At 64.4% G+C, this 17073-nt stretch carries 17 protein-coding genes, 1 tRNA gene and 1 riboswitch; of the genes, 12 read left to right on the forward strand and 6 right to left on the reverse strand.

The features are described 5' to 3' along the window. Positions 1-3: 3 nt before the first annotated feature. Positions 4-1446: a ShlB/FhaC/HecB family hemolysin secretion/activation protein gene (locus BMZ48_RS03690; RefSeq protein ID WP_159431067.1), complete on the reverse strand. Its 1443-nt coding sequence runs from the start codon at positions 1444-1446 to the stop codon at positions 4-6. 407 nt (positions 1447-1853) lie between these two features. After that, positions 1854-1948, forward strand: a riboswitch (glycine riboswitch). A gap of 165 nt (positions 1949-2113) precedes the next feature. On the opposite strand from BMZ48_RS03690, the gene gcvT reads away from it, so the two are divergent. From gcvT to gcvPB, 4 genes are read left to right on the forward strand one after another with little or no spacing between them, the layout of a single operon-like run. Further along, complete coding sequence (gene gcvT / locus BMZ48_RS03695; RefSeq protein ID WP_091532046.1) at positions 2114-3199, forward strand: glycine cleavage system aminomethyltransferase GcvT; 1086 nt, start codon at positions 2114-2116, stop codon at positions 3197-3199. Positions 3200-3221: 22 nt separating this feature from the next. Then, entirely contained in the window at positions 3222-3611 is a 390-nt protein-coding gene (gcvH, locus tag BMZ48_RS03700; RefSeq protein ID WP_091532048.1) for a glycine cleavage system protein GcvH, read from the forward strand. Positions 3612-3634: 23 nt separating this feature from the next. Then, a complete protein-coding gene (gene gcvPA / locus BMZ48_RS03705; protein ID WP_091532051.1) occupies positions 3635-4993 on the forward strand; it encodes an aminomethyl-transferring glycine dehydrogenase subunit GcvPA in 1359 nt (452 codons plus the stop codon). A gap of 12 nt (positions 4994-5005) precedes the next feature. Next, on the forward strand, positions 5006-6466 hold the full coding sequence (gene gcvPB, locus BMZ48_RS03710) for an aminomethyl-transferring glycine dehydrogenase subunit GcvPB (protein ID WP_091532053.1): 1461 nt from the start codon (positions 5006-5008) through the stop codon (positions 6464-6466). Positions 6467-6518: 52 nt separating this feature from the next. Here the strand turns inward: gcvPB and BMZ48_RS12850 are convergent, their stop codons facing one another. Next, positions 6519-6728 carry a hypothetical protein gene (locus tag BMZ48_RS12850; protein ID WP_143383616.1) on the reverse strand — a complete coding sequence of 70 codons (210 nt, stop codon included), beginning with the start codon at positions 6726-6728 and terminating at the stop codon, positions 6519-6521. 221 nt (positions 6729-6949) lie between these two features. Here BMZ48_RS12850 and BMZ48_RS03715 point away from each other — a divergent pair, with 221 nt between their 5' ends. The 7 genes from BMZ48_RS03715 (at position 6950) to BMZ48_RS03745 (ending at position 12952) form a co-directional block, all read left to right on the forward strand. Further along, complete coding sequence (locus BMZ48_RS03715; RefSeq protein ID WP_091532448.1) at positions 6950-7882, forward strand: carbohydrate kinase family protein; 933 nt, start codon at positions 6950-6952, stop codon at positions 7880-7882. A gap of 19 nt (positions 7883-7901) precedes the next feature. Continuing rightward, positions 7902-9077, forward strand: a complete 1176-nt coding sequence (locus tag BMZ48_RS03720; RefSeq protein WP_091532055.1) for a class I SAM-dependent rRNA methyltransferase — start codon at positions 7902-7904, stop codon at positions 9075-9077. A gap of 75 nt (positions 9078-9152) precedes the next feature. Continuing rightward, complete coding sequence (lgt, locus tag BMZ48_RS03725) at positions 9153-9974, forward strand: prolipoprotein diacylglyceryl transferase (protein WP_091532057.1); 822 nt, start codon at positions 9153-9155, stop codon at positions 9972-9974. 9 nt (positions 9975-9983) lie between these two features. Further along, positions 9984-10778 carry a thymidylate synthase gene (locus BMZ48_RS03730; protein ID WP_091532059.1) on the forward strand — a complete coding sequence of 265 codons (795 nt, stop codon included), beginning with the start codon at positions 9984-9986 and terminating at the stop codon, positions 10776-10778. Positions 10779-10852: 74 nt separating this feature from the next. Beyond that, positions 10853-11353 carry a dihydrofolate reductase gene (locus BMZ48_RS03735; protein ID WP_091532062.1) on the forward strand — a complete coding sequence of 167 codons (501 nt, stop codon included), beginning with the start codon at positions 10853-10855 and terminating at the stop codon, positions 11351-11353. Continuing rightward, entirely contained in the window at positions 11350-12594 is a 1245-nt protein-coding gene (locus BMZ48_RS03740; protein WP_159431068.1) for a POTRA domain-containing protein, read from the forward strand. The genes BMZ48_RS03735 and BMZ48_RS03740 overlap by 4 nt, the downstream gene beginning before the upstream one ends. 91 nt (positions 12595-12685) lie before the next feature. Further along, the gene (locus BMZ48_RS03745; RefSeq protein WP_091532065.1) at positions 12686-12952 is read left to right on the forward strand and encodes an acyl-CoA-binding protein; all 267 of its coding nucleotides are present in this window, start codon (positions 12686-12688) and stop codon (positions 12950-12952) included. 82 nt (positions 12953-13034) lie between these two features. On the opposite strand, the gene BMZ48_RS03750 is transcribed toward BMZ48_RS03745, so the two are convergent. After that, a complete protein-coding gene (locus tag BMZ48_RS03750; protein ID WP_091532067.1) occupies positions 13035-14189 on the reverse strand; it encodes a S1C family serine protease in 1155 nt (384 codons plus the stop codon). 321 nt (positions 14190-14510) lie between these two features. Here BMZ48_RS03750 and BMZ48_RS03755 point away from each other — a divergent pair, with 321 nt between their 5' ends. Then, complete coding sequence (locus BMZ48_RS03755; RefSeq protein ID WP_091532069.1) at positions 14511-16157, forward strand: isovaleryl-CoA dehydrogenase; 1647 nt, start codon at positions 14511-14513, stop codon at positions 16155-16157. An 89-nt stretch (positions 16158-16246) separates the two neighbouring features. Here the strand turns inward: BMZ48_RS03755 and BMZ48_RS03760 are convergent. From BMZ48_RS03760 to BMZ48_RS03770, 3 genes are all read right to left on the reverse strand, one after another. After that, positions 16247-16323 (reverse strand) — tRNA-Pro (locus tag BMZ48_RS03760). 62 nt (positions 16324-16385) lie between these two features. Further along, positions 16386-16787, reverse strand: a complete 402-nt coding sequence (locus tag BMZ48_RS03765) for a MerR family transcriptional regulator (RefSeq protein ID WP_091532071.1) — start codon at positions 16785-16787, stop codon at positions 16386-16388. Then, positions 16771-17067 carry an integration host factor subunit alpha gene (locus BMZ48_RS03770; protein ID WP_091532073.1) on the reverse strand — a complete coding sequence of 99 codons (297 nt, stop codon included), beginning with the start codon at positions 17065-17067 and terminating at the stop codon, positions 16771-16773. The genes BMZ48_RS03765 and BMZ48_RS03770 overlap by 17 nt, the downstream gene beginning before the upstream one ends. Between the last annotated feature and the right edge of the window lie 6 nt (positions 17068-17073).

Here is a 17073-nt window from a genome sequence, read left to right on the forward strand (position 1 = left end):
GCCTCAGAATTTGACGGAGAGAGAACCGTACAGGCGGCTGTCGTCGCGACCGTCGCTGGCCGGGTGTTGATCGAGCGGGAACGCCCAGTCGAGCTTGAGCGTGAGCCAGCGGTAGCTGGCATCGGCGCCGACCCCCGCACTGGTCAGGGTTTCCGTGTCGCTGACGCCGGGCGGTGCATCGACGAGCATCGCCTTGCCGGCGTCGGCGAACACCCGCGGATTGACGCGCACATTCCCGAACGCGAACGGTTTGTGCAGCTCGATGCTGCCAAAATAACCGCGGTCACCGCGGATCTCGGCCGGCGCATAGCCGCGGATCGTCGTCGGTCCACCGAGGGCGTACTGCTGTGGCGCGGCCAGCGGGTCCGGCGAATAGACACCGTTGAGATGCACCCGGATCTGGAACAGTGTGGATACCGGCTGCGCATGCTGTACGTCCAGCTCCCAGCGCAGGCGCTGGTCGGCGCGCACACGGCCCGACGGCGGGTTGAGCTCGGCGCGCGTTGCTTGGTCGAAATTGGACGCGATCGTGGTCGCCACTTGCGTCACCGCAAAGCCCGGATGGGTGTGAGTGTAGGTGAGCCCGGCCTCGGCAAGTGTGATGGAAGTGTCATTGAAGGTTGCGCCGCCGAAGTCGGCGTTCGACAGCGTGCGCGAGGCGCCGAGCGAGCCGGTCAGGACGTGACGCGCGTCACGCAGGAAAGGGTGGTCCAGCACGATGCGCCCGGAACGGCTGCGGCCATCGACCGGGGCTCCGTCGATCTCGAAATCGGCGTGGCCATAGGACAGGGTCAGCCGCGTGCCGCGGACGGTGACCGGCAGACTGTAGGCGCCGTAACCATAGTTCAGCAGACCGTCTTCGGAGGTCAGGGCGAGCAGTTGCAGCTGATCGGCCACGCGTAGAGGGTTGTTGAGTTGCAGCAGCCCGGTCAGCCGGTATTCGCCGATGCTCTCGCGGCCATAGTTGTCCACGGTGACGAGGCCGGCGAGGCGGTCTTCCTCGGTCCTGATCCAGAGCTCGCTGGTGCCAGGGGCTTCGCCGGGCTTGAGCACGGCGCGTACTTTGAGCCCCGGCAGCGTGTTGAGTGTGCGCAGGCCGGGTTCGAGGGTTCCGGATCGGTAGATGCTGCCTCTGAGTCCGGGGAAATACCCGGCGAGCTGGTGCGTGCGGTATGAGACGTTGCCCTCAGCCTTGATTGCGGCGATGCGGCCTTCACTCACGCTCAGACGCACGGTGCCGGCCGATACTTGCTGCGGTGGTACGTTCACCGAGGCCAGTGTGTAGCCCTGTTCGTGATAGAACGCCGCCACCTTGTCTGCGGCGGCGTAGAGGTCGAGCAGCGTGATCGGGCGGCCGACGTAGCTTTCGATCAGTGCCTGGAGCTGCGCCTCCCCAAACAGCGTGTTGCCTTCGAAGACGAAACGCTGGACGGTGATGGTCGCCAAGGCTGTTTCACGGGGCGTGCCCGCACTGGGGCGGGTGCGAACCTCCGGCGGTATTGCCTCTTGGGCGGGCAGCGGGTTTGTCTGGGGTACCAGGGGCGCGCCGGGCTGTGTGGTCTGCGCGGCGGTATGGCCGGCATGAATCAGCATGCCGATTCCCATGAGCGCGGCGGAAACGGCGGGGTTGAGTCTCAGACACATGCGCATGCGGCATCTCCCAGGTCTGACGGCTGCGGCCCGCGCGGCGGGCAGAAGTGGGCCGACTATATAGCGAAAGCAGATGGTCCTTCCAACCGCGCACCAACGCCGACTGTGACCAAGTCTACATGGGCTGGTCCCGGGTCTGCGGTGCAGAATCGATCTTTCCGTCGCCCGTGGCGGCAGGCTAAGATGCCTACCCTGCAGGTTGCAGCGACGTTGCGCGAGAGACCGCCCGGTATGCCCGGCGGCACCGAAGGCGCAAATCCGCCCGGAATCGCTCAGGTAAAAGGAGCGCAGCGTCGATTCACTCTGGAGAGCGTCCGCCCTGTGTGCGGACCACCGAAGAGGCAGAAGCGCGGCGTCGCTTCCGAACTTTCAGGTCAAAGGGACAGAGGGGCGGGTAGGCCGGATCGGGCATGCTGCCGCTGGCAGCTTGCCGCCCGGTGGATGCCGCCAACGGAGTGCCGCTTTGACGCTCAAGCAAACCGCTTTATACGCCGAGCACGTTCGCCTCGGCGCGCGCCTGGTCGATTTCGCCGGCTGGGCGATGCCGATCCAGTACGCTTCTCAGCTCGACGAGCACCATGCCGTGCGCCAGGACGCCGGCATGTTCGACGTCGCGCATATGTCCGCGATCGATTTGCACGGCGCACACGCGCGCGCATTGCTGCGCCGTCTGCTCGCCAATGACGTTGCCAAGCTGACCAAGCCGGGCAAGGCGATGTACAGCTGCATGCTGCGCGAGGATGGCGGCATCCTCGACGATTTGATCGTCTATGCGCTGACCGATACGGAGTTTCGCGTCGTCGTCAATGCCGCAACGACGGACAAGGATCTGGCGTGGATCCGCGGCCATGCCGCCGAATACGGCGTCGAGGTGCGGCATCGATGCGATCTCGGCATTCTCGCCGTGCAAGGCCCGCAGGCGCGTGCCCGGGTGTTGCCGTGTCTGCCGGATGCGCTGCGCGCGCCGGCGCAGGCGCTCAGTGCTTTCCAGGCCGTGCAGGATCGCGAGGTCTTCGTCGCGCGCACGGGGTATACCGGCGAAGACGGTTTCGAACTCATCCTGCCGCACGCGGCGCTGGTCGCACTCTGGGGGTGTCTGCTCCAGGCCGGCGTCAAACCCTGTGGCCTTGGCGCGCGTGACACGCTGCGGCTCGAGGCCGGAATGAATCTTTACGGCCAGGATATGGACGAGTCCACGCATCCGTTGGAGTCCGGCCTGGGCTGGACGATTGCGTGGGAGCCGGCCGAACGCGATTTCATCGGCCGCAGGGCGCTCGAGGCGTTACGCGGCCGATCCGCACGCAAGCTCGTCGGATTGGTGCTCAACGGGCGCGGCATCCTGCGTGCGCACATGCCGGTGCGCTTTGCCAATGGCGCCACCGGCCAGGTCACGAGCGGTGGCTTTTCGCCGACGATGAAGCGGTCGATCGCGCTGGCGCGTGTCGATGCCGCTGCGGACGGCGACTGTGAGGTGGAAATCCGCGGCCAGTGGGTTCCCGCACGTGTGGTCAAGCCGCCTTTCGTGCGTCACAACACGGTATTGGTTTGATCGATCCATCCGGAGCAGAACGATGAGCAAGGTGCCCGCAGAACTGAAATACGTGAAGTCGCATGAATGGGTCCGGCGTGAAGCCGACGGCACGGTCACGATCGGCATCACCGATCATGCCCAGGCTGCGCTCGGCGATCTGGTCTTCGTCGAGGTGCCTGCCGTCGGACGCCGGGTCGCCGCCCACGAGGCCTGTGCCGTGGTCGAGTCGGTGAAGGCGGCGTCGGATGTCTATGCGCCGCTGTCCGGCGAGATCATCGCCGTGAACGAGGCGCTGAGCACGAATCCCGAGCTGCTCAACCGCGATCCGTATGGCGCGGGCTGGATGTGGAAGCAGCGCCCTGCCGATCCCGCCGATTTCGATGCGCTGCTCGATGCCGCCGGTTACCAGGCCTATCTCAAGACACTGTGATTAACTGCGTCTGACGACTGCTCATGCCCTTCATCCCCCATACCGAAGCCGACGTAAAGGAGATGCTTGCCGCGATCGGCGTGTCGAGCATCGATGCACTGTTCGACGAGATTCCGGCAGCGCTGCGCTGCCAATCGCTACGCAATATTCCAGAAGGCCTGCCCGAGATGCAGGTATCGCAGCTGATGCACCGGCGCGCCGAGCAGGACGGACTGGCGCTCAATTTCATCGGCGCCGGCGCCTACGAGCACCACATCCCTGCCGCCGTCTGGGACATCGCCACGCGCGGTGAGTTTTACTCGGCATACACGCCGTACCAGGCCGAGGCGAGCCAGGGCACGCTGCAGGTGCTCTACGAGTACCAGACCATGATGTGCGCGCTCACCGGCATGGAAGTCTCCAACGCATCGATGTACGACGGCGCGAGCGCGCTCGGCGAAGCGCTGTTGATGGCATTGCGCGCCAACCGGACGAACGCCTCCGGACGCGTGCTGATGCCGCGCACGGTGCACCCGTATTACCGCGACGTGGTGCGCAGCACCACGCAGGCGCAGGGGATTCAGCCGGTGCTGCTCGACTACGCCCCGGCAACGGGGACGACGCTGCTCGATGCACTCAAGCCCTACGAGGGGCAGGATCTGACTGCAGTCGTGATTCCGCAGCCGAACTTTTTCGGCATGCTCGAAGACGTCGATGCCCTGACCGACTGGGCGCATGCGCACAATGCGCTGGTCGTCGCCGTCGTCAACCCGGTATCACTGGCGCTGCTCAAGCCGCCAGGGCTATGGGGTGCAAAAGGGGCCGACATCGTCTGCGGGGATGGGCAGCCGCTGGGGGCACCGCTGTCCTCGGGCGGACCGTATTTCGGTTTTTTGACGACCAGGATGGCGCTGGTGCGCGAGATGCCGGGTCGCATCGTCGGTCGCACCGTCGATCTCGATGGCAAGCCGGGATTCACGCTGACGCTGCAGGCGCGCGAGCAGCATATCCGTCGCGCCAAGGCCAAATCCAACATCTGCACCAACCAGGGCTTGCTGGTCACCGCGGCGACGATCCACCTGTCCCTGCTCGGCCCCGAGGGGCTTGCCCAGGTGGCGTCGAGCTGCATGGCCAACACGCGCAAGCTCGTCGCCGCATTGACCACGATTCCCGGAGTTGAGTCCGTGTTCTCCGGCGCGCGTTTCCACGAGGCCGTGATCCGCCTGCCCAAGGCCGTCGCTCCGGTGCTGGAAGCGCTGTCGCGGCGCGACATCTTCGGCGGCTTCGACCTGTCGCGGCACTATCCGGAACTCGGCAATGCCCTGCTCGTCTGCGCCACCGAGACCAAGACCGATGCCGATATCGACGCCTATCGCGCCGCGCTCGCCGAGTTGTTGAGCTAAGGCCTGTTACCCATGACCGAAAAGCTGATCTTTGAAATCTCCCGCCCTGGACGCGTCGCTTCTGCGCAAAACCCCGGTGCGGGCATCGACATCTCCGGCATTCCGCAGGCCTTGCGCCGCTGCGACAGGCCACGCCTGCCGGAAGTCTCCGAACTGCAGGCGGTGCGTCATTTCACCCGGCTGTCGCAGAAGAACTTCTCGATCGATACGCACTTCTACCCGCTGGGTTCGTGCACGATGAAGTACAACCCACGTGCCTGCAATCGCCTGGCGATGCTGCCGGAGTTTCTCGCGCGCCATCCGCTCGCACCGGAATCCCACTCACAGGGTTTTCTCGCCTGTCTGTTCGAGCTGCAGGAAATCCTCAAGGAAGTGACCGGCATGGCCGGCGTGTCGCTGACGCCGATGGCCGGCGCGCAGGGCGAGTTCGCCGGCGTGGCGATGATCCAGGCCTATCACCGCGCGCGCAACGATCATGCGCGCAAGGAGATTCTCGTCCCCGATGCCGCGCACGGCACCAACCCGGCGACGGCGGCCATGCTCGGCTGCACTGTGCGCGAGATTCCGACCAATGCCGATGGGGACGTCGATGTCGAGGCGCTCAGGGCAGCGGTCGGGCCGCAGACCGCGGGCATCATGCTCACCAATCCCTCGACCTTGGGCGTGTTCGAACGGCGCATCGAGGAGATCGCCGGCATCGTCCATCGCGCCGGCGGTTTGCTGTACTACGACGGCGCCAACCTCAACGCGATTCTCGGCAAGGTGCGGCCGGGTGACATGGGCTTCGATGTCATCCACATGAACCTGCACAAGACTTTCTCGACGCCGCATGGCGGCGGCGGTCCCGGCGCCGGGGCGGTCGGTGTGTCCGAGCGGCTCAAGCCGTTCCTGCCGATCCCGATCGTCGGCCGGCAGGGCGATCGCTACCGCTGGCTCGACGAGCGCGATCTACCGCAGACCATCGGTCGCCTGTCCGCCTGGATGGGCAATGCCGGCGTGCTGCTGCGCGCCTACGTCTATGCCCGCATGCTGGGACGCGAGGGGATGCATCGCGTCGCCGAGTTTGCGACGCTCAACGCCAATTACCTTGCGGCACGCCTGGCCGAGAAGGGCTTCGAGCTCGCCTTCCCGCGGCGTCGCGCCTCCCACGAGTTCATCATCACGCTCAAGCGCCAGAAGCAGGAAATCGGCCTGACCGCGACCGACGTCGCCAAGCGCCTGCTCGACTACGGCTTTCACGCACCGACCATTTATTTCCCGCTGCTGGTTCCAGAGTGCCTGCTGATCGAGCCGACCGAGACGGAGGACAAGGAAACGCTCGATGCCTTTGTAGATGCGCTGGTGGCGATCTGGGAGGAAGCCCGGACCGATATCGGCAAGGTCAGGGGCGCACCGTACACGATGCCGGTGCGCCGGCTTGACGATGTGCGCGCCGCCCGCCAGCTCGACCTGCGTTATCTGCCCCCCGCGTAAGGGAGGAACGGGTACGAAAAAGCCCGCCGGTGGGCGGGCTTTTGTCGGCACCTCAGGCCGCCTTGCGCAGGGGGCGAGCCTCGGGCGCGTTCGCGGCAGTGGTGCCTTGCGCGCAAGGAGCGACCCGATGGACCGGAGGCTGGGGTGACGCCCGGCGTTGTTGCCGTGCGCTATGCCAGTCCAGCAGCATCAGCCCCGCCAGCGCAGCGACGCTCAGGCCGGTGGCCCACAGCACGAAACTGACCAAAGGAAGTACGTCCATTGTCCAACTCCTTGACTTACAAAGGACCACAGGATTGCGGCCCATCCGTTGGACCTATTTATGGGCGTTTTGTTGCATTGCAACAACAGAGATTTTCTGCGCTGCTCCTTAAGAAAAGCTAATGGGTTTCACAAAAGCTTCAGGCGGCAGGCGCGGTGTATTTGCGCCACACTGGTTTGCGGTATGACGACCCTCTCACCGAAATAAAGGACGAATCGACGATGTCGGCTTTGATTTGCGGTTCTCTGGCCTACGACACCATCATGGTGTTCCCGGGACGCTTCAAGAACGAAATTCTCCCGGACAAGGTCCACATCCTCAACGTGGCATTCCTGGTGCCGCAGCTGCGGCGCGAGTTCGGGGGTACCGCGGGCAACATCGCGTACAACCTCAGGCTGCTCGGCGCTGAGGTCTTGCCGATGGGGACCGTTGGCGAAGATTTCGACCGCTATGCCGAATGGCTCGACAGGCTCGGGATATCGCGGCAGTACATCAAGACCATTCCCGGCACTTACACCGCCCAGGCCTATATCACCACCGACCTCGACGACAACCAGATCACCGCGTTTCATCCCGGGGCGATGAACCATGCGCATACCCAGGACATTCCGACGGCGGGAATCCGCATTGGCTCGGTGTCTCCCGATGGCCGTGAGGGCATGATCAAGCATGCGCGCCAGTTCGCGCAGGCCGGCATTCCCTTTCTGTTCGACCCCGGGCAGGGTCTGCCGATGTTCACCGGCGATGAGCTCAAGACGTTCATCGAGCAGGCCAGCTATGTCGCCGTCAACGATTATGAGTCCGAGCTGCTGATGGAGCGCACCGGCTGGTCCCTCAAGCAGATCGCCGCACGTGTCGAAGCGCTGATTGTGACCCGGGGCGCCAAGGGTTCGCAGATTTATGCGAACGGCAAGGTATATGACATCCCCTGCGCCAGAGCCGATTCGCTGACCGATCCGACCGGCTGTGGCGACGCCTACCGTGGCGGGCTGCTGTACGGCATGCTGCAGGGTATGGATTGGGAGACGACGGGGCGCATCGCCGCGTTGATGGGGGCCTACAACATCGAACGGCCCGGTACGCAGAACCACCGGTTCCACATCGACGAATTCCGCGAGCGTTTCCGCCGGGAATTCCGTTTCGATTTCGCCTGAGGCCTTTGGCGCCGCGCCCATGCTCACCCTCACGCTCAAGCCGCACGAGGAGCGGCGCGTGCGCGCCGGTCATCTCTGGATTTATTCCAACGAGATCGAAACCGACGCGCAGTTTCGTACGATCGCGCCCGGCAGCCTGTGCCGGGTGGTGGACAGCCGCGGCAAGCCGCTCGGCATTGGCTACGTCAACCCGCATACCGTGCTTGCCGTGCGGCTGCTCAGCAGCGATGCGCGGGCAACGATCGACCTTGCCTGGTTCGAGCGGCGTCTGCACGCGGCGCTGGCGTTGCGCGAACGGCTGTATGCGCAGCCGTACTACCGGCTCGTTCACGGCGAGTCCGATGGTTTGCCGGGTGTCGTCGTCGATCGCTATGGGGGCATCCTCGTCGTGCAGGTCACGACGGCCGGCATGGAGCGGCTCAAGCCGCTGCTGATCGATGCGCTGCGCAGCACGTTGCGGCCCGACGGCATCGTGCTGCGCGGCGATGGCGCCATGCGCGCACTCGAGGGTTTGCCGGCCGATGACGAGATTCTGGGGGTGGTGCCGGAGACGGTCGAGGTCGTCGAGGACGGTCTGCGTTTGCGCGTCGATCTGCGGGAGGGGCAGAAGACCGGTTTTTTCTTCGATCAGCGCGACAATCGCAGCCGCTTGCAACGCTATGTGCGCGGCGCTCGCGTACTCGACGTGTTCAGCTACGTCGGGGCCTGGGCCCTGCATGCCCTGCGCTACGGCGCGGCATCGGCAGCGTGTATCGATGCGTCGGCATCCGCGCTGGATGCGGCGCGTGGCAATGCCGCGCTCAATGGCCATACCCTGGAAACGATCCACGGCGATGCCCTCGATGCGCTGAAGTCCCTGCGCGCAGCCGAACGCCGTTTCGATGTCGTCATCGTCGATCCGCCAGCGCTGATCAAGCGGCGCAAGGATTACGAGGCCGGTCTTGCCCATTACGCCGCACTCCACCGCGCCGCATTGCACGTGTTGGCACCGGACGGCATCCTCGTGGCCTGCTCGTGTTCGTATCATCTCGACGCCGATGCCCTGCAACGGGTTTTGTTGCGGGAGTCACGCCAGGTTGGCCGGCGGCTGCAAATCCTGGAGCAGGGCGGGCAGGGGCCGGATCATCCGGTGCATCCGGCGATCCCGGAAACACGTTACTTGAAGGCGTTTTATTGTCGCGCGTGGAAAGGCTGAACGACGCGCTATGGCGCGTCACCCCTGGTCTTTCCACCCGCGTTTCCCGACTGGCAACGGCTACAATCGCTCGCCATGCTTATCCATCCCAATATCGATCCCGTTGCGCTGCGGCTCGGGCCGTTGTCCGTGCACTGGTACGGGCTGATGTATCTGCTCGGGTTTCTCGGATTCTGGTGGCTGGGTTTGCGCCGCGCGGCGCTACCGCACGTCAACTGGCCGCGCGAACGCGTCTCGGACCTGTTGTTCTACGGCGTGCTCGGCGTGATTCTGGGCGGCCGCATCGGCTATACGGTGTTCTATGGTCTGGACCGGTTCATCGCGGAGCCACTGTCGGTCCTGCGCATCTGGGAGGGCGGCATGTCTTTCCACGGCGGACTGATCGGCGTGCTCGTCGCAATCGGCTGGTACGCGCGCATCCAGCGGCTCAACTTCTTCGATGTCGGCGATTTCGCGGTGCCGATGATTCCGGTCGGTTTGTTCACCGGCCGCATCGGCAATTTCATCAACGGCGAACTCTGGGGGGCGCCGACCAGCCTGCCCTGGGGCATGGTGTTCCCGCGCGTGGATGCCGTGCCGCGCCATCCCTCGATGCTCTACGAGGCGCTGCTCGAAGGTCTGGTGCTGTTTGCCATCCTCTGGTGGTTCGGCCGCAGGCCGCGGCCGCGCATGGCGGTGTCGGGGTTGTTCCTGCTCGGGTATGGGGTGTTCCGCACGCTGGTCGAGTTCGTGCGCCTGCCGGATGCGCACATCGGCTATCTCGCCGGTACCGACTGGCTGACGATGGGGATGGTGCTCAGCGCGCCGATGTGGGTCGCAGGTCTGGTGATGATGGTTCTGGCTTACCGTCATCCGGTGTATGCACCCGTGGGGGGCAGCGCCCGCGGCTCGGGCTAGAATGGGGCCATGCGCCAGTATCACGACCTGATGCGCCACGTGCTCGAGCACGGGGTGGAGAAAAGCGACCGTACCGGGACCGGTACGTTGTCGGTGTTCGGTTACCAAATGCGTTTTCGTCTCAGCGACGGGTTTCCGCTGGTGACGACCAAGAAACTCCACGTGCGCTCGATCATCCACGAGTTGCTGTGGTTCCTCAGGGGTGAGACCAACATCCGTTACCTGAGGGAAAACGGGGTCACCATCTGGGACGAATGGGCCGACGAAAACGGCGAACTCGGCCCGGTCTACGGCAGGCAATGGCGATCCTGGCCGACCGCCGATGGCCGTTACATCGACCAGATCCAACTTCTGCTCGACCAGATCCGCGGCAATCCGGATTCGCGGCGGCTGATCGTCTCGGCCTGGAACGTCGGCGAGCTGGACCAGATGGCCCTGATGCCCTGCCACGCCTTGTTCCAGTTCTACGTCGCGCAGGGGCACTTGTCGTGCCAGCTCTATCAGCGCAGTGCCGATATTTTCCTTGGCCTGCCCTTCAACATCGCCAGCTATGCATTGCTGACGATGATGATCGCGCAGGTCACGGATCTAAAACCTGGCGAGTTCATCTGGACCGGTGGCGACTGTCACCTCTACCTCAATCACCTGGAGCAGGCGCGTGAACAGCTGTCGCGCACGCCGCGGCCGCTGCCGGTGATGAAACTCAATCCGGACGTCAAGGATTTGTTTGCGTTCCAGTACGAGGATTTTGAACTCATCGGATACGATCCCCATCCGCATATCAAAGCGCCGGTGGCGGTGTAGCAGGGACCGTTTCTGGACGGGCGCCTGGGCGCAAGGAAGGGCGAGATGGGACCGGGCGGCGGGTGTGTGCGACCATGAGTATCGAGCCCTCTGTGCTGGCCATCATCGTCGCGATGGACCGCAGTCGCCTGATCGGCCGCGCGGGCGGGCTGCCATGGCGATTGCCGAACGACCTGCGGCATTTCAAGCGTCTGACCGTCGGCAAGACCGTGCTGATGGGGCGCAAAACCTGGGATTCACTGGGGCGCCCGCTGCCCGAGCGCGAAAACTGGGTGCTGACACGCGATCCTCGCTTTGCCGCGCCCGGCTGCCGGGTGTTCCACACCCTCGAGGCAGCCCTCGAGGCGCATCGTCACGGTGAATTGATGGTGATCGGGGGCGCCGAGCTGTATCGGCAAACGCTGCCGCAAACGGAGCGGATCTATCTCACGGAAGTGGACGCGGAACTGCCCGGCGATACATATTTTCCCGAGCTAAAGCCCAGTCAGTGGCGCGAGGTGTGGGCCGAACCGCATCCTGCGGATGCGCACCATCCATACGCCTACTGCTTCAAGCTGCTGGAGCGCAAATCGTGAAGCGATGGTATGCCGCGGTGCTGTGGGCGTGCGGATTTCCGGCGCTCGCCGAAGTTCAGTCCCATCCGCCGATTGCCGAGATCGTTTTCGAGGGCAATGCGGTCACCCGTCGCAGCGTCATGCTGCGTGAGCTGGTGGTGCGCGTCGGCGATCCGGCCGATCCCGTCGCACTCGAACGCAGCCGTCAGGGCCTGCTCGATCTTGGTCTGTTCCGGCGTGTGCATCTGCGTACCGAAACGGTCGAGGGCGGCGTGCGGGTGATCTTCAGCGTCGATGAGCGCTACTACGTGCTGCCGATGCCGCGCGGGGACATCAAAAGCGACGGCCGCTATGCCTATGGCGCCCAGTTGCGCTGGGACAATGTCGCCGGGCTCAACCACACCTTTCGCCTCGTTGCCGAGCAGGAAAACGCGCAGCGGCAGGGCATCGGCAAGGAAACGCATGTCTTCACCAGCTACGATGCGCCCTTTTTTGCCGATGGCCTGTACCGGCTGGGAGGAGGTGTCAGTTACACGACACGCCCGGTTACCGGGGACGGCGGGGAGTACACGGAGACTTTCCGGCGCGCCAGCGTACGTCTGTCGCGCACTTTTTCCGACGGTCCGGCGAGCCAAGGCTTAACGCTCGGCACCGGTCTGGCCTGGACCCGGCAGCGTACCAGCGGTGCAGCGGCTCCGCCGGCGTACGGCGATGCGCTGTCGCCCACGCTGTCCGTCGGGTACCGCGATTCTCACAACCGTATCTACAGCGAGGTCGGTCAGCGCTGGAGCGTGAGCACTGCTTTTGCCGCGGACGGCTGGGGCAGCGATTACAGTTTTGTGAGTCTGGACACCGCCTATGTGGGCAGTTTTGCGGTCGGCACCACTGCGCACCAGACCCTGCATCTGCTGGCGCAAACGGGCCAGTACTTCGATGGCCCCGATGGCGTCGTGCAATACGGACTCGGCGGTGCCAGCCGCCTGCGCGGCTACGACAGCAATTTCATCGAGGGCAACGCTTACTACTACGTCACCGTCGAGTTCGCGCGGCCGATCTGGAAGCGCTGGCTGCGCTGGGTCGTCCTCGCCGAGGCCGGTAATGTGTTCGCGCGCCCGCAGGACGTTGGCTTCGATCGCATTTACGGCAGCCTGGGGCTTGGATTGCGCATTCGTTTTTCGCATTTCGTCGATTTCGAGGCCGAAATCGGGTATGCGATCCCGCTCGATGGCGGTTCCGGACGGATTTTTGCAAGCCGTGTCTGAGCATCCCTTGCGCGCGGTTTTGATCGCCTTTGTTATGCTCGCGTGAGCATGTCCGCGCCCGATCACGGGCTTTCATTCACGGAGAGACGAGATGGCCGACCTCAAGGCACAGTTCGCGCAGGCGCAGCAAGACGTCAAGACGCTGACCCGGCGCCCCGACAACGACACCATGCTGTTTCTCTACGCGCATTACAAACAGGCCACGGAAGGCGATGTCCACGGCAGCCGTCCGGGCATGCTCGACATGGTCGGTCGCGCCAAGTACGACGCCTGGGCCAAGCTCAAGGGCATGAAAACCGACGAAGCGATGAAAAAGTACATCGACAAAGTCGCCGCGCTGCTCAAAACCCACAAGTAAGAATTTCTGCTCGCCGGGATTTCCCGACGCGCGCGAGCGTCTGCCATGCGATGCGCGGCGTGATTCGGGTGTGATCGCGCGATTACACTCCGGCCTGCAGCTCGACCTGCACGTCGCGGTGTTGTCCGGAGCGCTCGACGGACAGGGTCACCACGTCGCCGACGTTGCGGTCGTCGAGCCGCGCGAGCAGGGCGGCGACATCGTCCACGGGTTGGCCATCGATCCGTGCGATGCGGTCGCCGGGAACGATATTCCCGCCAACGATTTGGGCCCCGATCAGCCCGGCTTTGTCTGCCGCCGAGCCGGGGATGACGCGCAGAACGAACACGCCCTTTTGCCCGGTCAGCAGTTGCAGATGCGCGTTGAGATCCTCATCCACTTCGATGCCCAGCGCCGGGCGGATGTAACGGCCGGTCTTGATGAGCTGGGGGACCACGCGCATGACCGTATCGACCGGTACGGCAAAGCCGATTCCCGCCGATGCCCCTGACGGGCTGTAGATCGCGGTATTGATGCCGATCAGACGCCCGGCCGAGTCGAGCAGCGGGCCGCCGGAATTGCCGGGATTGATCGCGGCGTCGGTCTGGATCAGATGGTCGATCGTCGGGCCGCCGGCTTCGCCTGGCAAGGAGCGGTCGAGCGCGGAGACGATGCCGGTGGTCAGCGTCCAGTCAAGGCCGAACGGATTGCCGATCGCAAACACTTTCTGTCCTACCTTGAGATCGGCGCTGGTACCGATGGGCACGGCCGGCGGGCGCTTGAAACCGACACCGATCTTGAGCACGGCGATGTCGTGCGCCGGGCTTGTGCCCACCAGCGCAGCGCGGTAGCTGCGGCCATCGGCCAGCTTGACCGTGGCTTCGGAGGCGCCCTGGATGACATGGAAATTGGTGACGACGTGGCCGGCATCGTCCCAGATGAAGCCGGAACCCGTCCCGCGCGGCACGGAAAAGACGTTGCGGGTCCAGACATCGCGCACCCACTGTGCGGTGCTGATATAGACCACCGAGTCGCGGGCTTTCTCGAACAGCTCGATCGTCGCCTGCTCGTCTGCGGCCAGATCCCCGCGTGGCGTGACCGTGCGTTCGCTCGCCACGCGCGGACTCAGCAGAGCCTCGATCGCTGGCAGGAACTGCCACAGCAGCATGAGCGCGGCGATGCACGCCGTCATGAACAGCCAGCGACGGATGAACGGATCTGGCGCGGAGCGGCCGTAAGGATCGGGGGGTGGTGTCATATCGGCGTCCTGGGATGCTTGTTGTGCCCGAGCAGATCGGATATCGGTAAAAAATTTGTCTCAGCGCCGGTTTCAGACCGGTACAGCGAGTAAAACTCAAGCTTGTTCAGTTCACAACCATCACGGCAACCAGCACGAAGCTTGTGCACGCTCACAGTGATGCGATCGGTGTGTTCGCAGGTTACCGCAGGTGGTTGTACATCGATGCCTGTCATCGATGGGTGTGCGTGAGACCGTCCTTGGGTCGGGCGCTGGCGCGGCAACAATCGTGGAATGTGCAAACATAGAGATCTCATGGCATGCCACGACACCGGAGAGCGTATGAGCGTTGCCGAGCGCTTCAAGACCCATGTCGTCGAAAACCAGGCGCCGCCGCTGGGCCGTTACGACGCCTGGACGACCGATATCGCCTTGCGCGAGGCGGTCGAGCGCGAGGGAGGGCTCTGGGCCGAGCCCGAGCTCGCTGCTTTTGGTGTCGTCGCGGGGGGCGAGCTGATGGAACTCGGCTTCGCGGCGAACGAGAACAAGCCGAAACTGCGCGCCTTCGACCGCTACGGCCACCGGATCGATGAGGTTGAATTCCATCCGGCTTATCACCGCGTGATGCAGCTCGCGATGCAGCACGGCGTGCATGCTTTCGCATGGCGCAACGAATCCACGCCCGGCGCGCATGTCGCCCGCGCGGCGCTGTCATACATGCACAGCCAGGCCGAGGCCGGTACGGGTTGTCCGCTGACGATGACCCATTCGGCGGTGCCGGTGTTGCGCCGCGAGCCAGCGCTCGCCGCGCTGTGGTTGCCGAAAATCACGGCATACGAGTACGACCCGCGCGTGCTGCCGGCGGCGCAGAAAACCGCATGCACGATCGGTATGGGCATGACCGAGAAACAGGGGGGGTCGGATGTGCGCGCGAACACGACGCGCGCGTATGCGCAGGCCGATGGCAGTTACGAGATCGTCGGGCACAAGTGGTTTTTCTCCGCGCCCATGTGCGATGCCTGGCTCGTGCTCGCGTATACCGATGCTGGGCTGGGCTGTTTCTTGATGCCCAAGCTGCGGCCCGACGGCTCGCGTAACGCGATCCATATCCAGCGTCTGAAAGACAAGCTCGGCGATTGGAGCAATGCGTCGAGCGAAGTCGAATTCCACGGGGCCTGGGCCCAGCGCGTCGGCCCCGAGGGGCGCGGCGTGGCCACGATTCTGGAAATGGTCGCGCTGACGCGCCTGGACTGCATGATCGGTTCCAGCGCGTTGATGCGGCAGGCGCTGGTTCAGGCCATCCATCACGCACAGCATCGCAAGGCCTTCGGCAAGCGACTCGTCGAGCAGGTGCTGATGAAGAACGTGCTCGCCGATCTGGCGCTCGATGCCGAGGCGAGCATGGCCCTCGCCTTGCGTGTTGCGCGGGCGGTGGACGGCGCGCCGCGCACGGCCCACGAATCAGCGTTCGCACGCATCGCCACGGCCATTGGCAAATACTGGATCTGCAAGCGCGCGCCTGCTTTCGTGAATGAAGCGCAGGAGTGCCTGGGCGGCGCCGGTTATGTCGAAGAGTCGATTCTGCCGCGCCTGTACCGGCAGGCGCCGCTGAATTCGATCTGGGAGGGCAGCGGCAACATCCAGTGTCTCGACGTGCTGCGCGCACTGTCCAAGGAACCGGAGACGCGCGAGGTCTTTTTCGGCGAGCTGATGACCGCCAAGGGCGGCAACGCCCATCTCGACCGCGAAATCGCGTGGCTCGCCACGGCCTTCGACGATGTCACCACGCTGGAGTTGCGCAGTCGCATGGTCGTCGAGCGCATGGCGCTGGCGCTGCAGGCGGCGGTGCTCGTGCGTGCCGGCAATGCTGCCGTTGCCGATACCTTTTGTGCGACGCGCCTGGGCGGCGAACATGGCCTCAATTACGGCACGCTGCCGGCCGATGCGCCGATGGATGTCTTGATCGCGCGCGCCGCGATCGCCCGGTGAGCCGGATCTGCTGCGCGCCGACGGAACGGCGGTGATTGCCTTGCAGGCTCATCACCCGCCGTGCCAGTGGCGACGGGGTATGAACGAACTGGTCGGGGCGAGAGGATTTGAACCTCCGACCACCTCCACCCCAAGGAGGTGCGCTACCAGGCTGCGCTACGCCCCGACACGGGAAAAGATGAGGGGCGCGCAGTGTAGCCGACGCCCACGGGCAATGAAAGCGAATGCTCAGTCGGGCAGCATGCGCAACAGCGATTCCAGCTCGTCGCGCAGTTTTTTGATTTCCTCGGCCCGATTGCTCACCGGTCGGCCGCTGTTGGCGGACGCGGTGGCGGAGTGATCGTTGACGGGCGTTGGCGCCTTGCCCATTTCCTTGAGGCGCTGGCGTGCACCGCCGATCGTGAAGCCCTGCTCGTAGAGCAGACTGCGGATGCGGCGCACCATCAACACGTCTTCCTGCTGGTAATAGCGGCGGTTGCCGCGCCGTTTCACCGGCCTAAGCTGCGGGAATTCCTGCTCCCAGTAGCGCAGCACGTGTGGTTTGACTTCGCACAGCGCGCTGACCTCGCCGATCGCGAAGTAGCGCTTGCGCGGAATCTCCGGCAACGGCTTGCTATCGGCGGGTGACATCGGTTTCGACCCTCAGGCGTAGTTTCTGGCCAGGACGGAACGTTACGACACGGCGCGCGGAAATCGGAATCTCCTCGCCGGTTTTGGGATTGCGGCCCGGGCGCTGGTTCTTCGAGCGCAGTTCGAAATTACCAAAGCCGGAGAGCTTGACCTCCTCGCCGGTTTCCAGGCAGCGGCGAATCTCCTCGAAAAAGAGGTCCACGAATTCCTTGGCTTCGCGCTTGTTCAGACCCAGCTCATCGAACAAGGCTTCTGCCAGTTCTGCCTTCGTCAGCGCCACGTACAG

The sequence above is a fragment of the Fontimonas thermophila genome (assembly GCF_900113085.1).
GTDB lineage: Bacteria > Pseudomonadota > Gammaproteobacteria > Nevskiales > Nevskiaceae > Solimonas > Solimonas thermophila.

What these genes read in the sequence shown, in the direction of transcription:
- gcvH (WP_091532048.1), top strand. Translation starts at nt 3,222, where the DNA reads ATGAGCAAGGTGCCCGCAGAACTGAAATACGTGAAGTCGCATGAATGG.
- gcvPA (WP_091532051.1), top strand. Translation starts at nt 3,635, where the DNA reads ATGCCCTTCATCCCCCATACCGAAGCCGACGTAAAGGAGATGCTTGCC.
- gcvPB (WP_091532053.1), top strand. Translation starts at nt 5,006, where the DNA reads ATGACCGAAAAGCTGATCTTTGAAATCTCCCGCCCTGGACGCGTCGCT.
- BMZ48_RS12850 (WP_143383616.1), bottom strand. Translation starts at nt 6,728, where the DNA reads ATGGACGTACTTCCTTTGGTCAGTTTCGTGCTGTGGGCCACCGGCCTG.
- BMZ48_RS03715 (WP_091532448.1), top strand. Translation starts at nt 6,950, where the DNA reads ATGTCGGCTTTGATTTGCGGTTCTCTGGCCTACGACACCATCATGGTG.
- BMZ48_RS03720 (WP_091532055.1), top strand. Translation starts at nt 7,902, where the DNA reads ATGCTCACCCTCACGCTCAAGCCGCACGAGGAGCGGCGCGTGCGCGCC.
- lgt (WP_091532057.1), top strand. Translation starts at nt 9,153, where the DNA reads ATGCTTATCCATCCCAATATCGATCCCGTTGCGCTGCGGCTCGGGCCG.
- BMZ48_RS03730 (WP_091532059.1), top strand. Translation starts at nt 9,984, where the DNA reads ATGCGCCAGTATCACGACCTGATGCGCCACGTGCTCGAGCACGGGGTG.
- BMZ48_RS03735 (WP_091532062.1), top strand. Translation starts at nt 10,853, where the DNA reads ATGAGTATCGAGCCCTCTGTGCTGGCCATCATCGTCGCGATGGACCGC.
- BMZ48_RS03745 (WP_091532065.1), top strand. Translation starts at nt 12,686, where the DNA reads ATGGCCGACCTCAAGGCACAGTTCGCGCAGGCGCAGCAAGACGTCAAG.
- BMZ48_RS03750 (WP_091532067.1), bottom strand. Translation starts at nt 14,189, where the DNA reads ATGACACCACCCCCCGATCCTTACGGCCGCTCCGCGCCAGATCCGTTC.
- BMZ48_RS03755 (WP_091532069.1), top strand. Translation starts at nt 14,511, where the DNA reads ATGAGCGTTGCCGAGCGCTTCAAGACCCATGTCGTCGAAAACCAGGCG.
- BMZ48_RS03765 (WP_091532071.1), bottom strand. Translation starts at nt 16,787, where the DNA reads ATGTCACCCGCCGATAGCAAGCCGTTGCCGGAGATTCCGCGCAAGCGC.